This is a genomic window from Pseudomonas zanjanensis (assembly GCF_014268745.2).
Taxonomy (GTDB): domain Bacteria; phylum Pseudomonadota; class Gammaproteobacteria; order Pseudomonadales; family Pseudomonadaceae; genus Aquipseudomonas; species Aquipseudomonas zanjanensis.
Genome location: NZ_JABWRB020000002.1, coordinates 774,293 through 792,356, shown reverse-complemented (window position 1 = coordinate 792,356; position 18,064 = coordinate 774,293). Strand labels below are relative to the sequence as shown.

16 protein-coding genes are annotated in these 18,064 nt (G+C 61.5%); 8 read left to right on the top strand and 8 right to left on the bottom strand.

Translation table 11 applies throughout. The features are described 5' to 3' along the window. Nucleotides 1–83 precede the first annotated feature (83 nt). From HU715_RS19305 to HU715_RS19275, 7 genes are all read left to right on the top strand, one after another. A complete protein-coding gene (locus HU715_RS19305; protein WP_186706297.1) occupies nt 84–521 on the top strand; it encodes a Spy/CpxP family protein refolding chaperone in 438 nt (145 codons plus the stop codon). A gap of 67 nt (nt 522–588) precedes the next feature. Next, nucleotides 589–1,929, top strand: coding sequence for a sensor histidine kinase (locus HU715_RS19300; protein WP_186706298.1), 1,341 nt, complete (start codon nt 589–591; stop codon nt 1,927–1,929). Between the two features lie 236 nt (nt 1,930–2,165). Then, the gene (locus tag HU715_RS19295) at nt 2,166–3,593 is read left to right on the top strand and encodes a di-heme oxidoreductase family protein (protein WP_186706299.1); all 1,428 of its coding nucleotides are present in this window, start codon (nt 2,166–2,168) and stop codon (nt 3,591–3,593) included. A 28-nt stretch (nt 3,594–3,621) separates the two neighbouring features. Continuing rightward, nucleotides 3,622–4,686: an imelysin family protein gene (locus HU715_RS19290; RefSeq protein WP_186706300.1), complete on the top strand. Its 1,065-nt coding sequence runs from the start codon at nt 3,622–3,624 to the stop codon at nt 4,684–4,686. A gap of 2 nt (nt 4,687–4,688) precedes the next feature. Continuing rightward, nucleotides 4,689–5,786: a DUF1513 domain-containing protein gene (locus tag HU715_RS19285; RefSeq protein ID WP_186706301.1), complete on the top strand. Its 1,098-nt coding sequence runs from the start codon at nt 4,689–4,691 to the stop codon at nt 5,784–5,786. A gap of 155 nt (nt 5,787–5,941) precedes the next feature. After that, nucleotides 5,942–7,090: an efflux RND transporter periplasmic adaptor subunit gene (locus HU715_RS19280; protein ID WP_186706302.1), complete on the top strand. Its 1,149-nt coding sequence runs from the start codon at nt 5,942–5,944 to the stop codon at nt 7,088–7,090. A 13-nt stretch (nt 7,091–7,103) separates the two neighbouring features. Continuing rightward, on the top strand, nt 7,104–10,130 hold the full coding sequence (locus HU715_RS19275) for a multidrug efflux RND transporter permease subunit (RefSeq protein ID WP_186706303.1): 3,027 nt from the start codon (nt 7,104–7,106) through the stop codon (nt 10,128–10,130). Between the two features lie 253 nt (nt 10,131–10,383). On the opposite strand, the gene HU715_RS19270 is transcribed toward HU715_RS19275, so the two are convergent. The 5 genes from HU715_RS19270 to colR form a co-directional block, all read right to left on the bottom strand. Next, entirely contained in the window at nt 10,384–10,611 is a 228-nt protein-coding gene (locus tag HU715_RS19270) for a hypothetical protein (protein WP_186706304.1), read from the bottom strand. Continuing rightward, nucleotides 10,608–11,324, bottom strand: a complete 717-nt coding sequence (locus HU715_RS19265; protein ID WP_186706305.1) for a lipopolysaccharide kinase InaA family protein — start codon at nt 11,322–11,324, stop codon at nt 10,608–10,610. Before HU715_RS19265 ends, HU715_RS19270 begins: the two co-directional genes overlap by 4 nt. Nucleotides 11,325–11,328: 4 nt before the next feature. Next, nucleotides 11,329–11,997, bottom strand: a complete 669-nt coding sequence (locus tag HU715_RS19260; protein ID WP_186706306.1) for a class I SAM-dependent methyltransferase — start codon at nt 11,995–11,997, stop codon at nt 11,329–11,331. 114 nt (nt 11,998–12,111) lie between these two features. After that, entirely contained in the window at nt 12,112–13,389 is a 1,278-nt protein-coding gene (locus HU715_RS19255) for a sensor histidine kinase (RefSeq protein ID WP_186706307.1), read from the bottom strand. Beyond that, nucleotides 13,379–14,062, bottom strand: a complete 684-nt coding sequence (colR, locus tag HU715_RS19250; RefSeq protein WP_024779529.1) for a two-component system response regulator ColR — start codon at nt 14,060–14,062, stop codon at nt 13,379–13,381. The genes HU715_RS19255 and colR overlap by 11 nt, the downstream gene beginning before the upstream one ends. A gap of 327 nt (nt 14,063–14,389) precedes the next feature. On the opposite strand from colR, the gene HU715_RS19245 reads away from it, so the two are divergent. Beyond that, the gene (locus HU715_RS19245; protein WP_186706308.1) at nt 14,390–15,133 is read left to right on the top strand and encodes a phosphatase PAP2 family protein; all 744 of its coding nucleotides are present in this window, start codon (nt 14,390–14,392) and stop codon (nt 15,131–15,133) included. Nucleotides 15,134–15,346: 213 nt separating this feature from the next. Here the strand turns inward: HU715_RS19245 and groL are convergent, their stop codons facing one another. The 3 genes from groL to HU715_RS19230 form a co-directional block, all read right to left on the bottom strand. Then, complete coding sequence (gene groL / locus HU715_RS19240; RefSeq protein WP_053124505.1) at nt 15,347–16,990, bottom strand: chaperonin GroEL; 1,644 nt, start codon at nt 16,988–16,990, stop codon at nt 15,347–15,349. Nucleotides 16,991–17,040: 50 nt separating this feature from the next. After that, nucleotides 17,041–17,334: a co-chaperone GroES gene (locus HU715_RS19235; RefSeq protein ID WP_003204913.1), complete on the bottom strand. Its 294-nt coding sequence runs from the start codon at nt 17,332–17,334 to the stop codon at nt 17,041–17,043. A 244-nt stretch (nt 17,335–17,578) separates the two neighbouring features. Next, nucleotides 17,579–18,055 (bottom strand): FxsA family protein, encoded by a 477-nt coding sequence (locus HU715_RS19230; RefSeq protein WP_039591771.1) that lies wholly within the window; start codon nt 18,053–18,055, stop codon nt 17,579–17,581. Between the last annotated feature and the right edge of the window lie 9 nt (nt 18,056–18,064).

The following is an 18,064-nucleotide window of genomic DNA, read 5'->3' as shown; positions in this document are numbered from 1 at the left end:
CCCACCCCTGACCGCCGCTGACCTTGATCTCCGTAATCTGCACACATCCGGAACTGACCGGGAATGAGACAAGGAGACACACCATGCGCAAGACCCTTATCGCTCTGATGTTCGCCGCCGCCCTGCCGACCGTGGCCATGGCCATGCCCGAAGGCCCAGGCCCGACGGGGCCGATGGACGGCCCGCGTCACGGCGGCCAGATGCACGACAAAGGCCCGTACAGCCAACTGGACCTGAGCCGCGAGCAACGCCAGCAGATTCGCCAGATCATGGGCGAACAGCGCCACGAACAACGGGAACTGGTCGACAAGTACCTGGCCAAGCTGTCCCCAGCCGACCAGAAAGCCATGCAGGACGAAATGCAAGCCCGGCACCAGAAGGTCGACGCCCAGATTCGTGGATTGTTGAAGCCTGAGCAGCAAAAAGAATTCGACGCGATCCAGAAGAAACAGGCCGAGCGTCGCGCCGAGTGGGCCGAATTCAAGGCCTGGAAAGCGCAACAGCCGCAAAAAGCGCAATAATGCGCTGAAATTCCCCCAGCCCAACGGTCAACCGCCGTTGGGCTTTCTTTGTTTTCGAGGATTTATCGTGCGTTCATTGTTCTGGCGCATCCTGGCCAGTTTCTGGCTGGCCATCACTCTGGTTGCAGGACTTTCGATCCTGATGGGCCACATGCTGAACCAGGACGCCTGGATCCTCAGCCGCCACCCGGGGCTCAATACCCTGCCCGAAGAGTGGACGCAGACCTACGAAACCCAAGGCGAGGACGCCGCCCAGGAAATTCTGAAACAGCGCAAGCGCCAGTATCACATTGACGTCCAGGTGTTCAACGAAAGCGGCGACCCGGTGGTGCGTGGCACTTTTCCCCATCGCGCCGCCGCCTTCGAGGCTCGGCAGAACAACGACGACCGCCGCCTGCCCTGGCGCCGGCTCACCGACGAGTTCACCAGCGCCAAAAGCGGCGACACCTACCTATTCATCTACCGCATCCCCCATCCCGAACTGGACGCCTGGCACCGCGGCAGTCTGCTCTGGCCCCTCAGTGCCCTGGGGATCGCGTTGGTGGTGCTAACCTTGTTCAGCCTGTTGGTGACGCTCTCCATCACTCGTCCGCTGAGTCGACTGCGCGGTGCGGTGCATGACCTGGGCCAAGCCACCTACCAGCAGAACAGCCTCGCCAAACTGGCCAACCGGCGGGACGAGTTCGGCGTATTGGCCACCGACTTCAACCGCATGGGCGCGCGTTTGCAAAGCCTGATCGCCAGCCAGCGACAACTGCTAAGGGACGTGTCCCACGAACTGCGCTCGCCCCTGGCCCGGCTGCGCATTGCCCTGGCATTGGCGGAACGGGCCAGCCCCGAGGAGCGTGAAAAGCTCTGGCCGCGCCTGACCCGTGAATGCGATCGCCTGGAGGCGCTGATCAGCGAAATCCTGGTCCTGGCCCGGGTCGATGCCGACAACGCCAGCGCCGAAGAAGTCGACCTCAACGCACTGCTGGTCACCCTGCAAAAAGATGCGCAACTGGCTTCACCGGAGCAAACCGTACAGCTTGAAGCCGAGGCGGACCTGACCCTCAAGGGTTGGCCGACCATGATCGAGCGAGCAGTGGACAACCTGCTGCGCAACGCCCAGCGCTTCAATCCGGCCGGGCAATCGATCGAGATGCACGCGCGGCGCCAAGGCGAACGGATCCTGGTCAGCGTACGTGACCACGGGCCCGGGGTTGAGGCCGAACACCTCGGGCAATTGGCCGAGCCGTTCTACCGCGCCCCCGGCCAGACCGCCGCCGGCCATGGCCTGGGCCTGGCCATCGCACGCCGTGCAGCTGAACGCCATGGCGGTGCGCTGGTGCTGGGCAATCATCCCGAAGGTGGTTTCATTGCGACACTGGAACTGCCGTTGGTGCCGGGAGCTGTCGTCCAGCCGTAACACCGAAAATGCATCCAACACTAACCTGTGGCGAGGGGATTTATCCCCGCTGGGCTGCGCAGCAGCCCCAAATTGCCAACAGGCATCAGACAGAAAGCAGGGGGCCGCTTCGCGACCCAACGGGGATAAATCCCCTCGCCACAATGAATAGAACCAAACGATAATTCCTCTTATTCAAACTGCCCCGCCCTGTTAGACTTTGCGCCCTCGTTTTCACTCATCCCCCGGGACGCCCGATGCCGTCGTTGCCTCTTCGTTTATGTGCACTGTTCATGGCCCTGGGCCTGAGTGCCTGCGATGATGCCCCGCGTTTTACCCAGGCCGAACCGGGTGAAGCCCGTTCCGGTGGCACCGCGACAGTCCGCAAGAGTGACCAGAACGCCTTTTCCCTGCCCTCGGCCAACCTGCCACCCTCGCGGCGCGTGGATTTCAGTGTCGGCAACAGTTTCTTCCGCAGCCCCTGGGTGATCGCCCCCTCGACCACCACCGCCCGGGACGGCCTCGGGCCCTTGTTCAATACCAACGCCTGCCAGAACTGTCACGTCAAGGACGGTCGCGGCCATCCGCCGGCGCCGGATGCGACCAGCGCGGTGTCGATGCTGGTGCGCCTGTCGATTCCCGACGCACCGGCCTACGCCAAGGTCATCGAGCAACTGGGCGTAGTGCCCGAGCCGGTCTATGGTGGGCAGTTGCAGGACATGTCGGTGCCCGGCGTCGCCCCCGAAGGCAAGGTACGGGTCGATTACACCCCGGTCCCGGTGCGCTTCAAGGACGGCACCGTCGTCGAGTTACGCAAGCCAATCCTGCAGATCACCCAGTTGGGGTATGGCCCGATGCACCCCGACACGCGTTTTTCGGCCCGCGTGGCACCGCCGATGATCGGCCTGGGCCTGCTGGAAGCCATCCCCGACGAGGCGCTGCTGGCGAACGCCGAAGCCCAGGCGCGGGAGAACGACGGCATCGCCGGTCGGCCCAACCAGGTCTGGGACGATGAGCAGCAGAAAACCGTGCTGGGACGTTTCGGCTGGAAAGCCGGACAGCCCAACCTCAACCAACAGAACGTCCATGCGTTTTCCGGCGACATGGGCCTGACGACCAGCCTGCGGCCGCTCGACGACTGCACCGAGACCCAAGTCGACTGCAAGCGTGCGCCCAGCGGCAATGGCCCGGACGGCGAACCGGAAGTCAGCGACAACATCCTGCGCCTGGTGCTGTTCTACAGCCGCAACCTCGCGGTGCCGGCCCGTCGCGACGTGAATTCGTCCCAAGTGCTGGCAGGCAAGAATCTATTTTTCCAGGCCGGTTGCCAGTCCTGCCACACACCGAAATACACCACCGCCGCCAACGCCGCCGAGCCGGAACTGGCGAACCAGGTCATCCGCCCCTACACCGACTTGCTGCTGCACGACATGGGCGAAGGCCTGGCCGACAACCGCAGCGAATTCAAGGCCAGTGGCCGCGACTGGCGAACCCCGCCGCTGTGGGGCATCGGCCTGACCGAAACCGTCAACGGCCACACCCAGTTCCTGCACGACGGTCGTGCCCGCAACCTGCTCGAAGCCGTGCTTTGGCATGGCGGCGAAGCACAAGCGGCGCAACGCCAGGTTTTAGCGTTCAATGCCGAGCAGCGCGCTGCGTTGCTGGCCTTCCTGAATTCCCTTTAAATGCCTTTTCCAGAAATGGGAGCCTGACATGTTCCGTCCCAAATTGTTGTTCACCAGCCTCGCCGCCCTCGCCCTCGGCGCCTGCTCGCCCCAGGATCCGCAAGCCGTCACTTCGGCCGCCATCGCCAAGCAAGTGATCCTGCCGACCTACAGCCGCTGGGTCGAGGCCGACCGGCAACTGGCGACCAGCGCCCTGGCGTTCTGCCAAGGTAAAGAAAACCTGGAGACCGCCCGCGCCGACTTCCTCAAGGCGCAAAAAGCCTGGGCCGAGTTGCAACCGCTGCTGATCGGGCCGCTGGCCGAGGGCAACCGCGCCTGGCAGGTGCAGTTCTGGCCGGACAAGAAAAACCTGGTGGGTCGTCAGGTCGAGCAATTGGTCAACAGCCAGCCACAGATCGACGCCGCCGGCCTGGCCAAGTCCAGCGTGGTCGTGCAAGGGCTGTCGGCCTACGAATACCTGCTGTTCGACGCGAAAATCGACATGGCCGACAGCGCACAGAAAGCCAAGTACTGCCCGCTGCTCATCGCCATCGGCGAACGCCAGAAACAGCTGGCCGAAGAGATCCTGTCGGGCTGGAACAGCAACGACGGCATGCTCGCCCAGATGAGCAAGTTTCCCAACCAGCGCTACGCCGATTCCCACGAGGCCATCGCCGACCTGCTCCGTGTGCAGGTCACTGCCCTGGATACTTTGAAGAAAAAACTCGGCACGCCGATGGGCCGCCAGAGCAAAGGCGTACCTCAGCCATTCCAGGCCGATGCCTGGCGCAGCCAGTCGTCGTTGCAAGGGTTGGAAGCCAGCCTGAGCGCGGCCAGGACCGTCTGGGTCGGCGTGGACAACAAGGGCCTGCGCGGCCTGCTGCCGAGCGACCAGAAGCCATTGGCGGACAAGATCGACGCCGCCTACGATGCCTCGTTGAAACTGTTCGCCAGCAGCCAGCGCTCGCTGACCGAAATGCTCGGCGACGATGCCGGGCGCCAGCAACTCAACGATTTGTACGACAGCCTCAACGTTGTCCATCGCCTGCATGAAGGCGAACTGGCCAAGGCGCTGGGCATTCAACTGGGCTTCAATGCCAACGACGGTGACTGATCATGTTTCGACGTCAGGTCCTGGCACTGGGCAGCTTGCTACTCGGCGCCGTCACCCTGGGCGGCTGGACGCTGTTCAAGCAAAAGGACAAACCGCCACTCTTGCTTTCGGCACGGGACGATGGCGACGGCAAGCACTATGCCGTCGGCTATCGACTGGACGGCACGCGGGTGTTTGCCACCCAGGTCGGCCAGCGCTGCCATGACATCATCAACCATCCGACGCAGCCGATTGCGCTGTTCGTCGCCCGTCGCCCGGGCACCGAAAGCTACCTGATCGACCTGCGCGACGGGACGCTGCTGCAAACCATCGCCTCGTTGCCGAACCGGCACTTCTACGGCCACGCGGTCATCCATAAAAGCGGCGAATGGCTGTATGCCACCGAGAACGACACCACCGATCCGGGACGCGGCCTGTTGGGCGTGTACCGTTTCGAAGGCGAGCGGCTGGTGCACAGCGGCGAAATCTCTACCCATGGCATCGGTCCTCACCAGGTGTCGTGGATGCCCGATGGCGAGACGCTGGTGGTCGCCAACGGCGGCATTCGCACCGAGGCCGAAAGCCGGGTCGAAATGAACCTCGACGCCATGGAGCCGAGCCTGGTGCTGATGCAACGCGATGGCACCCTGCTGAGCAAGGAAACCCTCGCCCAATCGATGAACAGCGTGCGCCACCTGGGCATCGCCAGCGACGGCACCATCGTCTCCGGCCAGCAGTTCATGGGCGCAGCCCACGAACCGTCGGAACTGGTGGCGATCAAACGGCCAGGACAGCCGTTCCAGGCATTCCCGGTGCCCGCAGAGCAATTGCAGGCCATGGGGCACTACACCGCCAGCGTTGCCGTACACAGCGACTTGCGCCTGGTGGCCCTGACCGCCCCCCGCGGCAACCGCTTTTTCATCTGGGACCTGGACAGCGGCGAAGTGCGCCTGGACGCGCCCCTGCCGGACTGCGCTGGCGTGGGCGCGGTGGCCGACGGTTTTGTCGTGACGTCGGGCCAAGGCCGTTGTCGCTATTACGATTGTCGGCAGACACAACTGGTTGCAAAACCACTGGATCTGCCGGCAGGGCTCTGGGACAACCATTTGCATCTGGTCTGACGCCGGGGAGCGAAGCCGATCGGCGCCGGGCGCCCCTGTTTTTCGGAAAAGCCCCACGCACTACCGTCCCGCCAGCATCTGGAATAGCCCGCACACTCAGAGTAATGTGCCCGCCTATCCGTATTTTCTCTCGGCTCTTTCCAAGGAAGTGGAACATGCTGCGACGCCGCATGCTGATCATGTTGGGTGTTGTGCTGCTGGTGGTGCTGTTGCTCGCCGGCTACAAGGCCTTCTCCGTTTACCAGCAGATCCAGACGTTTTCTGCCCCCAAACCACCGGTCAGCGTCGCCGTGGCCACAGCGGCCCAGCAACCCTGGCAGGCCCGCCTACCCACCGTTGGCAGTCTCAAGGCGCTGCAAGGCGTGGACCTGAGCCTGGAAATCGCCGGGACCGTGCAGAAGGTGCAATTCCAGTCTGGACAGAAGATCAAGGCCGGCCAGCCGCTCCTGCAACTGGACAGCGAAGTCGAAAACGCCCTGCTGGAAACCGCCGAGGCCGATCTTGGCCTGTCGCAACTGGATTTTGGACGTGGCCGACAACTGGTGGGCAGCCAGGCGATCTCCAAGGGCGAATTCGACCGGCTCTCGGCGCAACTGAAGAAAAACCAGGCCACGGTCAACCAGCTCAAGGCTTCGCTGGCCAAGAAACACATCCTGGCGCCGTTCAGCGGCACCATCGGCATTCGCCAGGTGGACGTCGGCGACTACCTGGCCAGTGGCACGGTGATCGCCACCCTGCAGGACCTCAGCAGCCTGTACGTGGACTTCTACGTCCCTGAGCAAAGCGTGCCCCGGCTCGCCGTGGCACAGCCGGTCAATGTCAGCGTCTCGGCCTATCCCGGGCAGACCTTCGTCGGCACCATCAGCGCGATCAACCCCAAGGTCGAGGACAGCACCCGCAACGTCCTGGTGCGCGCCACCCTGGCCAACCCCGACGGCAAACTGCTGCCCGGCATGTTCACCAACCTGCAGGTGATCCTGCCGGACGTCGCCGCCGGGATCGTCGTCCCGGAAAGCGCCGTGACCTACACCCTCTACGGCAATTCCATGTACGTGGTGACGCAAAAGAAAGCCGCCGACGGCACTGTCGAGAAAGACGACAAGGGCCAGCCGGTCCTGATCGCCGAACGGCGTTTCGTTGCAACCGGTGAGCGACGCGACGGGCAGGTACTGGTGTCCAAAGGCGTGCAGAGCGGCGAACAAGTTGTGATCGCCGGCCAACTCAAGCTCGATAACGGTACGCCGATCGCCATCAGCGACGACAAGACCCTGACCGAACAGAACAGCCCGCCGCGCGCGGACTGATCAAGGAACCCCCATGGCTTTTACCGATCCGTTCATCCGCCGCCCGGTGCTTGCCACCGTGGTCAGCCTGTTGATCGTGCTGCTGGGCTTCCAGGCCTGGAGCAAGCTGCCCCTGCGTCAGTATCCACAAATGGAAAACGCCCTGATCACGGTAACCACCGCCTACCCCGGGGCCAACGCCGAGACCATCCAGGGCTACATCACCCAACCGATGCAACAGAGCCTGGCCAGTGCCGAGGGCATCGACTACATGACCTCGGTCAGTCGCCAGAATTTCTCGGTGATCTCGGTCTATGCCCGCATCGGCTCCAACAGCGACCGGCTCTTTACCGAACTGCTGGCCAAGGCCAACGAGGTCAAGAACCAACTGCCCCAGGACGCCGAGGACCCGGTCCTCAGCCGCGAGGCCGCCGATGCCTCGGCACTGATGTACATCAGCTTCTTCAGCAAGGAACTGAACAACCCGCAGATCACCGACTACCTGTCCCGGGTGATCCAGCCCAAGCTGGCGACACTGCCCGGCATGGCCGAGGCGGAGATCCTCGGCAACCAGGTCTTCGCCATGCGCCTGTGGCTGGACCCGATCAAGCTCGCAGGCTTCGGCCTGACCGCCGCCGACGTGACCAATGCCGTGCGCCAGCACAACTTCCTCTCCGCCGCCGGTGAAGTGAAAGGCGAATACGTCGTCACCAGCATCAACGCCAACACCGAGCTCAAGTCCGCCGAGGACTTCGCCGCGATCCCGCTCAAGACCGAGGGCGACAGCCGTGTATTGTTGCGGGACGTCGCCCGTGTGGAAATGGGCGCAGAGAACTACGACAGCATCAGTTCCTTTGGCGGTACGCCCTCGGTGTACATCGGGATCAAGGCCACGCCGGGTGCGAACCCGCTGGATGTGATCAAGGAAGTGCGCAAGATCATGCCGGAGATGGAGGCCCAGCTCCCGACCAACCTCAAGGCCGAGATCGCCTACGACGCCACCCTGTTCATCCAGGCGTCCATCGACGAGGTGGTGAAAACCCTGTTCGAGGCAGTGCTGATCGTCATCGTCGTGGTGTTCCTGTTCCTCGGCGCCTTGCGCTCGGTGGTCATCCCGGTGGTGACCATCCCCTTGTCGATGATCGGCGTGATGTTCTTCATGCAGTTGATGGGCTATTCGATGAACCTCCTGACGCTGCTGGCCATGGTGCTCGCCATCGGCCTGGTGGTGGACGATGCCATTGTGGTGGTGGAAAACATTCACCGGCACATCGAGGAGGGCAAGACGCCGTTCGACGCCTCGATCGAAGGTGCCCGGGAAATCGCCATGCCGGTGATCTCGATGACCATCACCCTGGCGGCGGTGTATGCACCGATCGGCCTGCTCGAGGGCCTGACGGGGGCCTTGTTCAAGGAGTTCGCCTTGACCCTGGCCGGGGCGGTGGTGATCTCCGGGATCGTCGCCCTGACCCTGTCGCCGATGATGTGCGCCCTGCTCCTGCGTCACGACGAGAATCCCTCGGGCCTGGCCCATCGGCTGGACATGATCTTCGAACGCTTGAAGAGCCGTTACCAGCGCATGCTCCATGGCACGCTCAACACCCGGCCGGTGGTGCTGGTGTTCGCGGCGATCGTGCTGCTGCTGATCCCGGTGCTGGTCATGTTCAGCAAGTCGGAACTGGCCCCCGACGAAGACCAGGGCATCATCTTCATGATGGCCAACGCCCCGCAGCCCACCAACCTCGACTACCTGAACACGTATACCGATCACTTCATCACCATTTTCAAGGAGTTCCCGGAGTACTACTCCTCGTTCCAGATCAATGGTTATGACGGTGTGCAGTCGGGCATCGGCGGCTTCCTGCTCAAGCCTTGGAACGAACGCAGCCGCACCCAGATGGAAATCCTGCCAGAGGTCCAGGCCAGGCTGGAAAGCGTGCCTGGCCTGCAGATCTTCGGTTTCAACCTGCCCTCGCTGCCGGGCACTGGCGAAGGCTTGCCGTTCGCGTTCGTCATTAACTCCCCGAAAGACTATGCAACGTTGCTGGAGGTTGCCGACCGGGTCAAAAAGCGTGCATTGGAATCCGGCAAGTTCGCTTTCATGGACATTGACCTGGCGTTCGACAAGCCAGAAGTCGTGGTGGATATCGATCGCGCCAAGGCCGCCCAGATGGGCGTATCCATGGAGGACTTGGGGGGCACCTTGGCGACACTGCTGGGCGAATCCGAGATCAACCGCTTCACCCTCGAGGGCCGCAGCTACAAAGTCATTGCCCAAGTCGAACGGCCGTTCCGGGACAACCCGGACTGGTTGAACAGCTATTACGTGAAAAATGCCCAGGGTGAATCGCTACCGCTGTCGACCCTGATCAAGGTCAGCGACCGGGCGCGACCGCGACAGCTAAACCAGTTCCAGCAGCTCAATGCGGTGACGATTTCAGGCTTCCCCATCGTGAGCATGGGCGAGGCCATCGAGACCATCCGCCAGATCGCCCGGGAAGAAGCGCCGGTGGGGTTCGCCTTCGATTACGCAGGGGCTTCGCGCCAATTCGTACAGGAAGGCAGCGCGTTGTGGGTAACCTTTGCCCTGGCCCTGGCGATTATTTTCCTGGTGCTGGCCGCGCAGTTCGAAAGCTTCCGCGACCCACTGGTGATCCTGGTGACTGTACCGTTGTCCATTTGCGGTGCCCTGATTCCGCTGTTCCTCGGTTGGTCGAGCATGAACATCTACACCCAGGTGGGCCTGGTGACGCTGATCGGGCTGATCAGCAAGCACGGGATCCTGATCGTCGAGTTCGCCAACCAACTGCGCAGGGAACAACATCTGACGCCGCGAGAAGCAATAGAACAAGCCGCGTCGATCCGCCTGCGGCCGGTGTTAATGACGACTGCGGCGATGGTGTTCGGCATGGTACCGCTCATTTTCGCCACAGGCGCCGGGGCAGTAAGCCGCTTCGACATCGGCATGGTGATCGCCACCGGCATGTCGATTGGGACCCTGTTCACGCTGTTCGTCTTGCCTTGCATCTACACGCTGCTGGCCAAGCCGGACAAAGCCTGAGGACTGTTCAAGCAAACTCACGCGGATACGGGATGTTTTTGTGGCGAGGGAGCTTGCTCCCGCTCGGCTGCGAAGCAGTCGTCATTGAATGACCGCTGCCAGACCCTGAACCGATGGGGACCGCTTCGCGGTCCAGCGGGAGCAAGCTCCCTCGCCACGGGTTGTGTGTTTGGCTGAAGGTTTGTGGTGGCATTGGAAAAACCAAAAAATAAGGCCTCACACAAGGGAGGCCTTTATCTTGGTTTCGGGGCTTTCAACTTTGCGGCCTCATCCCTTGGGACAGGCTGAACATGAACAGCAGCAGGTCATTGTCCGGTTGGATCGCCTCGCTAGCCTTTGCCACCCGTGGCAAAGGACAATGTGTACCAGCATTCGAAACGCTGAGGACCTGCGAGCGTGGCTGTTCCCATACCGCCACCGCCATCGATGCAACTCCCAAGGCTCCTACTAAAAACAAACCTCTAGCAATTTCGAGTTTCATTGCCATAAACCTTTGATAGCGCTGCCAAACGCCGCCTCATAAAAATAGACGACTTTTTTCCAGTCAGCCTCGCTGAACGACGAATGGCGCCGCAGTTGCCTCAGGTCATGGAAGGCCGCCTGCCGGGCAGTCAGGCGCTGGCGAGATTTTTCCAGATCCAGCAGGGCGACTTCAGCCTTGGCCGCTTCGCCCTCGCCTGTCACACGTACAAAGACATGCTTGATGTAGAGGCAGCCATGTTGCCAGCGGCCCTTGTGCATGCGGGCCAGGTTCTCAGCCAGGCCCTGGAGGATCTGGTCATGCACCGCTTCGCCATGGCGCTCACGTCCGCCTCCGGCGTACCAGTGCTTGATCTGCTCGAAACCTTCCAAGGCATGGGTCACCAGCAGCGCCCGCCACTTGCAGGCCGGGTCGCGCTGGGCGCCGCAAAAAATCAGCTCGGGCACACGGACATCCAGGCGGCTCAAGGCCAGCAACGCGTCCTGCTCTCGCAGCACGGTCGGACGACCGAGCGGGTACAACCAACTGCGATAAATATGTCCGGTTTGACGCTTGGCATACAACAACTCACCATTGTTGCTGCTGATCCGCTGCACGCCGCTTTCACCACCACGCCGCACATTGGGCTCTTCCACCCACTCGCCTTGCTGGTTCCAGAAGTGTTCGAAGCTGCTGCGGGAAATGCCAGGTGTCTCTACGGCCTGCACAACCATGCTGTTACCCCTTGCGTAATACATAGACTCGCCACATGGCATAAAGCGGTAGGAAATCCAGCCGTTCTTGAATGCGAAACCCAGCCTGCCGAAACTCCTTCTCTGCTGTATCCGTCGGTAACACAAATCGATTCTGGTAGTCTTTCTGCCCACGGGTGCGTTCCAGGCGCTTGCGTTTCCAGGCCTTGAAATTGCCATCGACCCACAATGAAACGATCACGCTGTCACGGCTGACACGCTCGAATTCCTTCAGGATTGCCACTCGATGCGCGGGTTCACCGATGTGGTGCAGCAGGCGCATGCAAAAAATGCTATCGACGGCGTTATCAGGCAAGGCAATGTCGAACGCAGAAGTGTGCAAAGGCCGTACCCGTTTTACGACGTCGCTCGGTTGAGCTTCCAATGCGGTATTGATCATGGCCTCGGAATTGTCCGCGCCGATGATCACCCGGTTCGGTTTTTCGGCCAATAGGGGCCAGAAACGCCCGGCACCGCACGGCAAGTCCAGGACCAGGCCGGGGTCACCGACGAGTGCCAATGCGCGCCGGGCCAATTGCTGGTCTCGCTGATTGGAAAGACGACGACTCAAACCAGTGCGATGTTTATGAAAATATTCCCTGGCGTGCTGCTCGTTGTACTTTTCGGAAAAAGCCAACTTGATGGGCTTGGACATTGGCGGGGCCTCGATGACTGATCGGCCCCACCTTATGAATCGGGATGTCATGTCCTTGTGAAAATAAAGTCAGGTAAACCTTCCAATGTTTACAAGACTTTTCAACACAGTCGCTCAGCCCTTTGGATTCAATTCCACTTCGAAATGGCAACCGTTGGGTTCCATCGTGCTGAGGCTGACTGTCCAGCCTCGGTTCTCGCAAATGCGCTGCACCAGGGATAACCCCAGCCCCAGGCCCTCGCCGCGCTTTTCGTTACCACGCACGAAGGGCTCGAACATCGCCTCGCGTTTTTCCTCGGGAATGCCCACACCGCTGTCCTCGACCATGAATCCGGTGCTGGTCAGCGAAAGACGGATGAACCCCTGGTCGGTGTAGTGCAGGGCATTGCGCAGCAGGTTGCCCATCACCGCCGTCAGGAACGTGGCGTTATACAGGGTGTCGACGGTTTGCCCAGGTTCGAAGATCAGCGTCAGGCCCTTGGATTCGATGGGCGCGCGCCATACGCCGAGGAGGTTCTCGGCCACCTGCCCCAGGGTCAGACGAGGCGACATGCCGTTGTCTTCGCGTTCGGACCTGGCGAGCATCAGGAAAGTTTGCACCAGTTCGCGCATCTCTTCGCTGGCCCGGCTGATGCGCTCGACCTGGGTACGACCGCGCGGATCCAGCGCCGGGTTTTCCAGCAGCAGTTCACAGGAGGTCGCCAGAACCATCAGCGGCGTACGCAATTCGTGGCTGACGTCGCTGGTAAACAAGCGCTCGCGGGTCAGGGCCTGGCGCAAGCGCCCCAGTGTGGCATCGAACGCCACGGCCAACTCACCCACCTCATCGGCGGCATAGTCCGGGGCCAGCGGCGGAGCGAGACCGAGGAGTTGGTCGCGATGGCGCACTTGCCGGGCCAGGCGAACCACAGGCGCCATCACCCGGCGTGCCAGGACCCAACCCAAAAATACCGCCAGCGCCAGGCTGAGCACGAAACCCACCAGGACCACGGCAAACAGCACCCGCTCGCGCTCCTCGAAATCGCTCTGGTCTTGCAGCAACACGTAGTGCCGACCATCCACGATCTCGACCATGGCGTGATAGGACAATTGCTCGCGAAACACTTCGTGGAAACCACGCTCCAGATGGCGCAGGTCCCTGGGTAATTCGAAGTCCCCCGGACCGCCGCTGAAATAGAACAGTTGGTCGGGTTCCGGCCGATGGTTCCAGTCCGAGACGCTGTCCATCAGCAACAGGCGTTGCAGGTCGCCACCCAGCCCGGCGGAAATCAGCTTTTCTTCGACCAAATGAACCGTCGCCACGATGCCCATGGCGAACGCGCCGGCCACCAATGCGCTCATCAGCGCAAACGCGATGATGATCCGTTGGGCAAGGCTCTGCTTAAACTCCATCGCGGCCCTCGGCCAGGCGATAGCCGACGCCGTGCACGGTATGCAGCAGCGGTTTTTCGAACGGTTTGTCGATCACTTGGCGCAGTTGATGGACGTGGCTGCGCAAGCTGTCGCTGTCTGGGCAATCGTCGCCCCACAACGCTTCTTCGAGGATTTCGCGGCGCAATACGTGGGGGCTTTTTTGCATCAGCACTGCCAGGAGTTTCAGGCCCACGGGGTTGAGCTTGAGTAGCTTGCCTTCGCGCGTCACTTCAAGGGTATCGAGGTCGTAGCTCAGGTCGCCGACCTGCAAGGCCCGCCGGCCACCACCCTGGGCGCGACGCATGACGGCTTCGATCCGCGCCGCCAGTTCCGACAAGGCGAACGGTTTGATCAGGTAGTCATCGGCGCCGGACTTGAAGCCCTGCAGGCGATCGTCCAACTGATCCCGGGCAGTGAGCATGATCACCGGCGTATCCCGCCGGGCGTCCTCGCGCAGGCGCTTGCACAAGGTGTAGCCATCGATGCCCGGCAGCATGATGTCGAGCACGATCAGGTCGTAGTGTTCGGTCGCCGCCAGGTGCAACCCCGACAAACCGTCCTGGGCACAATCGACGGTGTAGCCCTTGAGCCCCAGGTAATCGGCCAGGTTGGCCAGGATGTCGCGGTTGTCTTCGACCAATAGAATTCGCATGGGCACCTCTGCGTGCACGGTTAACGGCTGGCTTGGCCCGCGCAGCTTACGGCCAAGCGTGGCTCACGGCTAGGGTTGTGTCCGCCATAGCAGCGCATGCCCCCCCTGTGGGAGCGGGCTTGCTCCGGGCGGCGATCCGACGAATGCGATGGGTCAGCCTCCTTCAATGTTGGATGTGCCTACGCATTCACGATCAAGCCCGCTCCCACAGGGGCCGCGCCGACAGTCATTGACGAGTTTTTCACCCAACCTTCACACCGCCCGAACGCAACACGGACCAGACTGCGCGACACCGCCTTACGAAAACGCCCATCAAAGGTATCGCCAATGGTCTCCACCGCCATCCGCCCCGCGTCCAGGCCGCTGAATTTATGGGTCGCCCTGGGCCTGCCTGCCGTCGTCGCAGCCATCCTGGTGTTGCTGGAACTGACCACCCTGGACATGGACCTCGCCAAGTTGTTTTACGATCCGACAGCGGGTGGGTTTATCGGTCGGCACAGCTTTTTCCTCGAGGATATCCTGCACGATCGAGCCAAGGAGGTAGTGATCGCGTTTTCCCTGCTGGCGGTCCTGGGGTTTATCGGTACGTTTTTCATCACCCGGCTCAAACCCTTCAAGCGGGAACTGGGCTGTCTGGTGCTGTCCCTGGCACTGGCGACGTCCTTCGTCACGCCGATGAAAGCGGTGACGGCGGTGCAATGCCCCTGGAGCCTGAAAGAGTTCGGCGGCAAGGAGACCTACAGTGAGCTGCTCAGCCCACGCCCGGCCACGGACAAACCCGGTCGATGCTGGCCCGGCGGTCACGCCGCCACCGGGTTCACGTTGTTCGCGCTGTTCTTCGTCCTGCGCGATCGCCGCCCGCGCCTGGCCCGCCAGGCCTTGGTGCTCACCTTCACCCTGGGCACGGTGTTCTCCCTAGGGCGGATGATGCAAGGGGCGCATTTCTTTTCCCACAACGTGTGGACGGCGGTGTTCTGTTGGTTGATTTGCCTGGGGTGTTACTACTACATCCTGTACCGACCGGCCTCCATGGATGATCGCGTAGCGCTGAGCCAACCCGCCAACGCCTGAATACGCCCCGGACAAACCCTGTGGGAGCAAAGCTTGCTCGCGATCGCAATGGCAGTTTCAGCATCCTGGCAAGCTGACCCACCGCCATCGCGAGCAAGTTTTGCCCCCACAGAGACAGCTGGGCCCAGTCCAATGCGGGATTGAATCCAAGGACAATAAAAAACCCCGCCGGCTTTCGCAGGCGGGGTTTTTCGCTACAGGGGTAAGGCTGGCTTACATCATGCCGCCCATGCCACCCATGCCGCCCATGTCTGGCATACCGCCGCCAGCTGGAGCGTCTTCCTTGATTTCAGCGATCATCGCCTCGGTGGTGATCATCAGGCTGGCAATCGACGAAGCCGCTTGCAGAGCCGAACGAGTTACTTTGGCTGGGTCCAGGATACCCATTTCGATCATGTCGCCGTATTCGCCGGTGGCAGCGTTGTAACCGTAGTTACCCGAACCCTGCTTGACCTTGTCGACCACAACGCTTGGCTCGTCGCCGGAGTTGGCAACGATCTGGCGCAGCGGCGCTTCTACAGCGCGACGCAGCAACTGGATGCCCACGTTCTGGTCATCGTTGTCGCCTTTGAGCTCGGAGATAGCCTGCAGAGCGCGAACCAGTGCCACGCCACCGCCAGGTACCACGCCTTCTTCGACGGCTGCGCGGGTCGCGTGCAGGGCGTCTTCAACGCGGGCTTTCTTCTCTTTCATTTCAACTTCGGAACCAGCGCCAACCTTGATCACCGCAACGCCGCCGGACAGCTTGGCCAGACGCTCTTGCAGTTTTTCACGGTCGTAGTCGGACGAAGTCTCGGCCACTTGGGCGCGGATCTGGGTCACGCGAGCCTGGATGTCAGCCTCGACGCCGGCACCGTCGATCACGGTGGTGTTTTCCTTGGACAGGATCACGCGCTTGGCGTTACCCAGGTGCTCCAGGGTGGTGCTTTCCAGGCTCAGGCCGATCTCTTCGGAGATAACGGTACCGCCGGTCAGTACGGCGATGTCCTGCAGCATGGCCTTGCGACGATCGCCGAAGCCTGGCGCCTTGACGGCTGCGACTTTAACGATACCGCGCATGTTGTTCACGACCAGGGTCGCCAGGGCTTCGCCTTCGACGTCTTCAGCCACGATCAGCAGTGGGCGGCCGGCTTTGGCAACGGCTTCCAGCACTGGCAGCATTTCGCGGATGTTGGAGATCTTCTTGTCCACCAGCAGGATCAGCGGGCCGTCGAGCTCGGCGGTCATGGTGTCCGGCTTGTTGACGAAGTACGGGGACAGGTAGCCACGGTCGAACTGCATGCCTTCTACGACCGACAGTTCGTTTTCCAGGCCCGAGCCTTCTTCAACGGTGATCACGCCTTCCTTGCCGACTTTTTCCATGGCTTCGGCAATGATGTCGCCGATGGAGTTGTCGGAGTTGGCGGAGATGGTGCCGACCTGAGCGATCGCCTTGGTGTCAGCGCATGGCTTGGACAGGGCTTTGAGCTCTTTGACAATGGCGATGGTCGCCTTGTCGATGCCGCGCTTGAGGTCCATCGGGTTCATGCCGGCAGCGACGGCTTTCAGGCCTTCGTTGACAATCGACTGAGCCAGTACGGTCGCGGTGGTGGTGCCGTCACCGGCGTCGTCGTTGGCACGGGAGGCAACGTCTTTGACCAGTTGCGCGCCCATGTTTTCGAAACGGTCTTTCAGTTCGATTTCTTTGGCTACGGAAACGCCGTCCTTGGTGATGGTCGGAGCGCCGAAGCTCTTCTCGATGATCACGTTACGGCCTTTCGGGCCCAGGGTCGCTTTTACTGCGTCAGCCAGGACGTTGACACCGGCGAGCATTTTCTTGCGGGCGGAATCGCCGAATTTAACTTCTTTAGCAGCCATGATCGATATTCCTTAAATACTTTGTAGTAACGGGAAAATGGGCGGGGGAATCAGCCTTCGAGAACAGCGAGGATTTCGTTCTCGCTCATTACCAGCAGGTCTTCGCCGTCGACTTTCACTGTGTTGCTGCCGGAGTAAGGGCCGAACACAACCTTGTCACCCACTTTCACGGCCAGCGCACGTACTTCACCGTTTTCCAGTGCCTTGCCTGGACCTACAGCGAGAACTTCACCGTGGTTGGCTTTTTCAGCAGCCGAACCTGGCAGGACGATACCGCCAGCGGTTTTCTTCTCTTCTTCGCTGCGACGGATGACGACGCGGTCATGCAGAGGACGAAGCTTCATTGTCGATCTCTCCTAATTTTTGGTTTTCATCGGCCGGTGTAGTCCCGGCGGGTTTAACAAAGCCGGCAGAGCCGGTTGCGGTTCGTCAGTCGAACCGCGGAAGTCTGTCCGGTGTCGCCACCGGAAACCTTGCGGTGACCGTTACATAAGGGCGTACAAGTGGATTACAAGGGCGCAAGCAGAAAATTTTTTACTTCACGCAACCAAAACGAACACGGCGCCCGAAGGCGCCGTGGAGAAAGTTTTACTTGGAATCCCGGTGTTCGAATTCACCTTCGATCACGTTGGGCTCACGACCCACGGGCTCGCGCGGAGCCGGCCCGCCGCGGGGCTGGAGGTCATCGGCGAAGGCCCGTTGGCGCATCGCCTGCTCCTCGGCGCGCTGGCGCATTTTATTGGCCAGCAACCGACGGGTGAACGGCAAAAGCATGACCAGGCCCAGCACGTCGCTGATGAAGCCTGGCAGGATCAACAGGCCGCCACCCAAGGCCAGCATCAGGCCTTCGAGCATGGTCTGGGCGGGCAGCTCGCCACGGCTCAGGCTTTCACGGGCACGCAGCGCCGTGGCGAGACCGGCAATTCGCAGCACGAACACGCCGAGCATCGAGCCGAGAATGACCAGCAGCAGCGCCGGGAAAAAACCGATCGCACCGCTGACCTTGACGAATACGAACAGCTCCAACACCGGGAACAGCAGAAAGAGCAACAAAAAAGGGCGCATCAAAGGGTT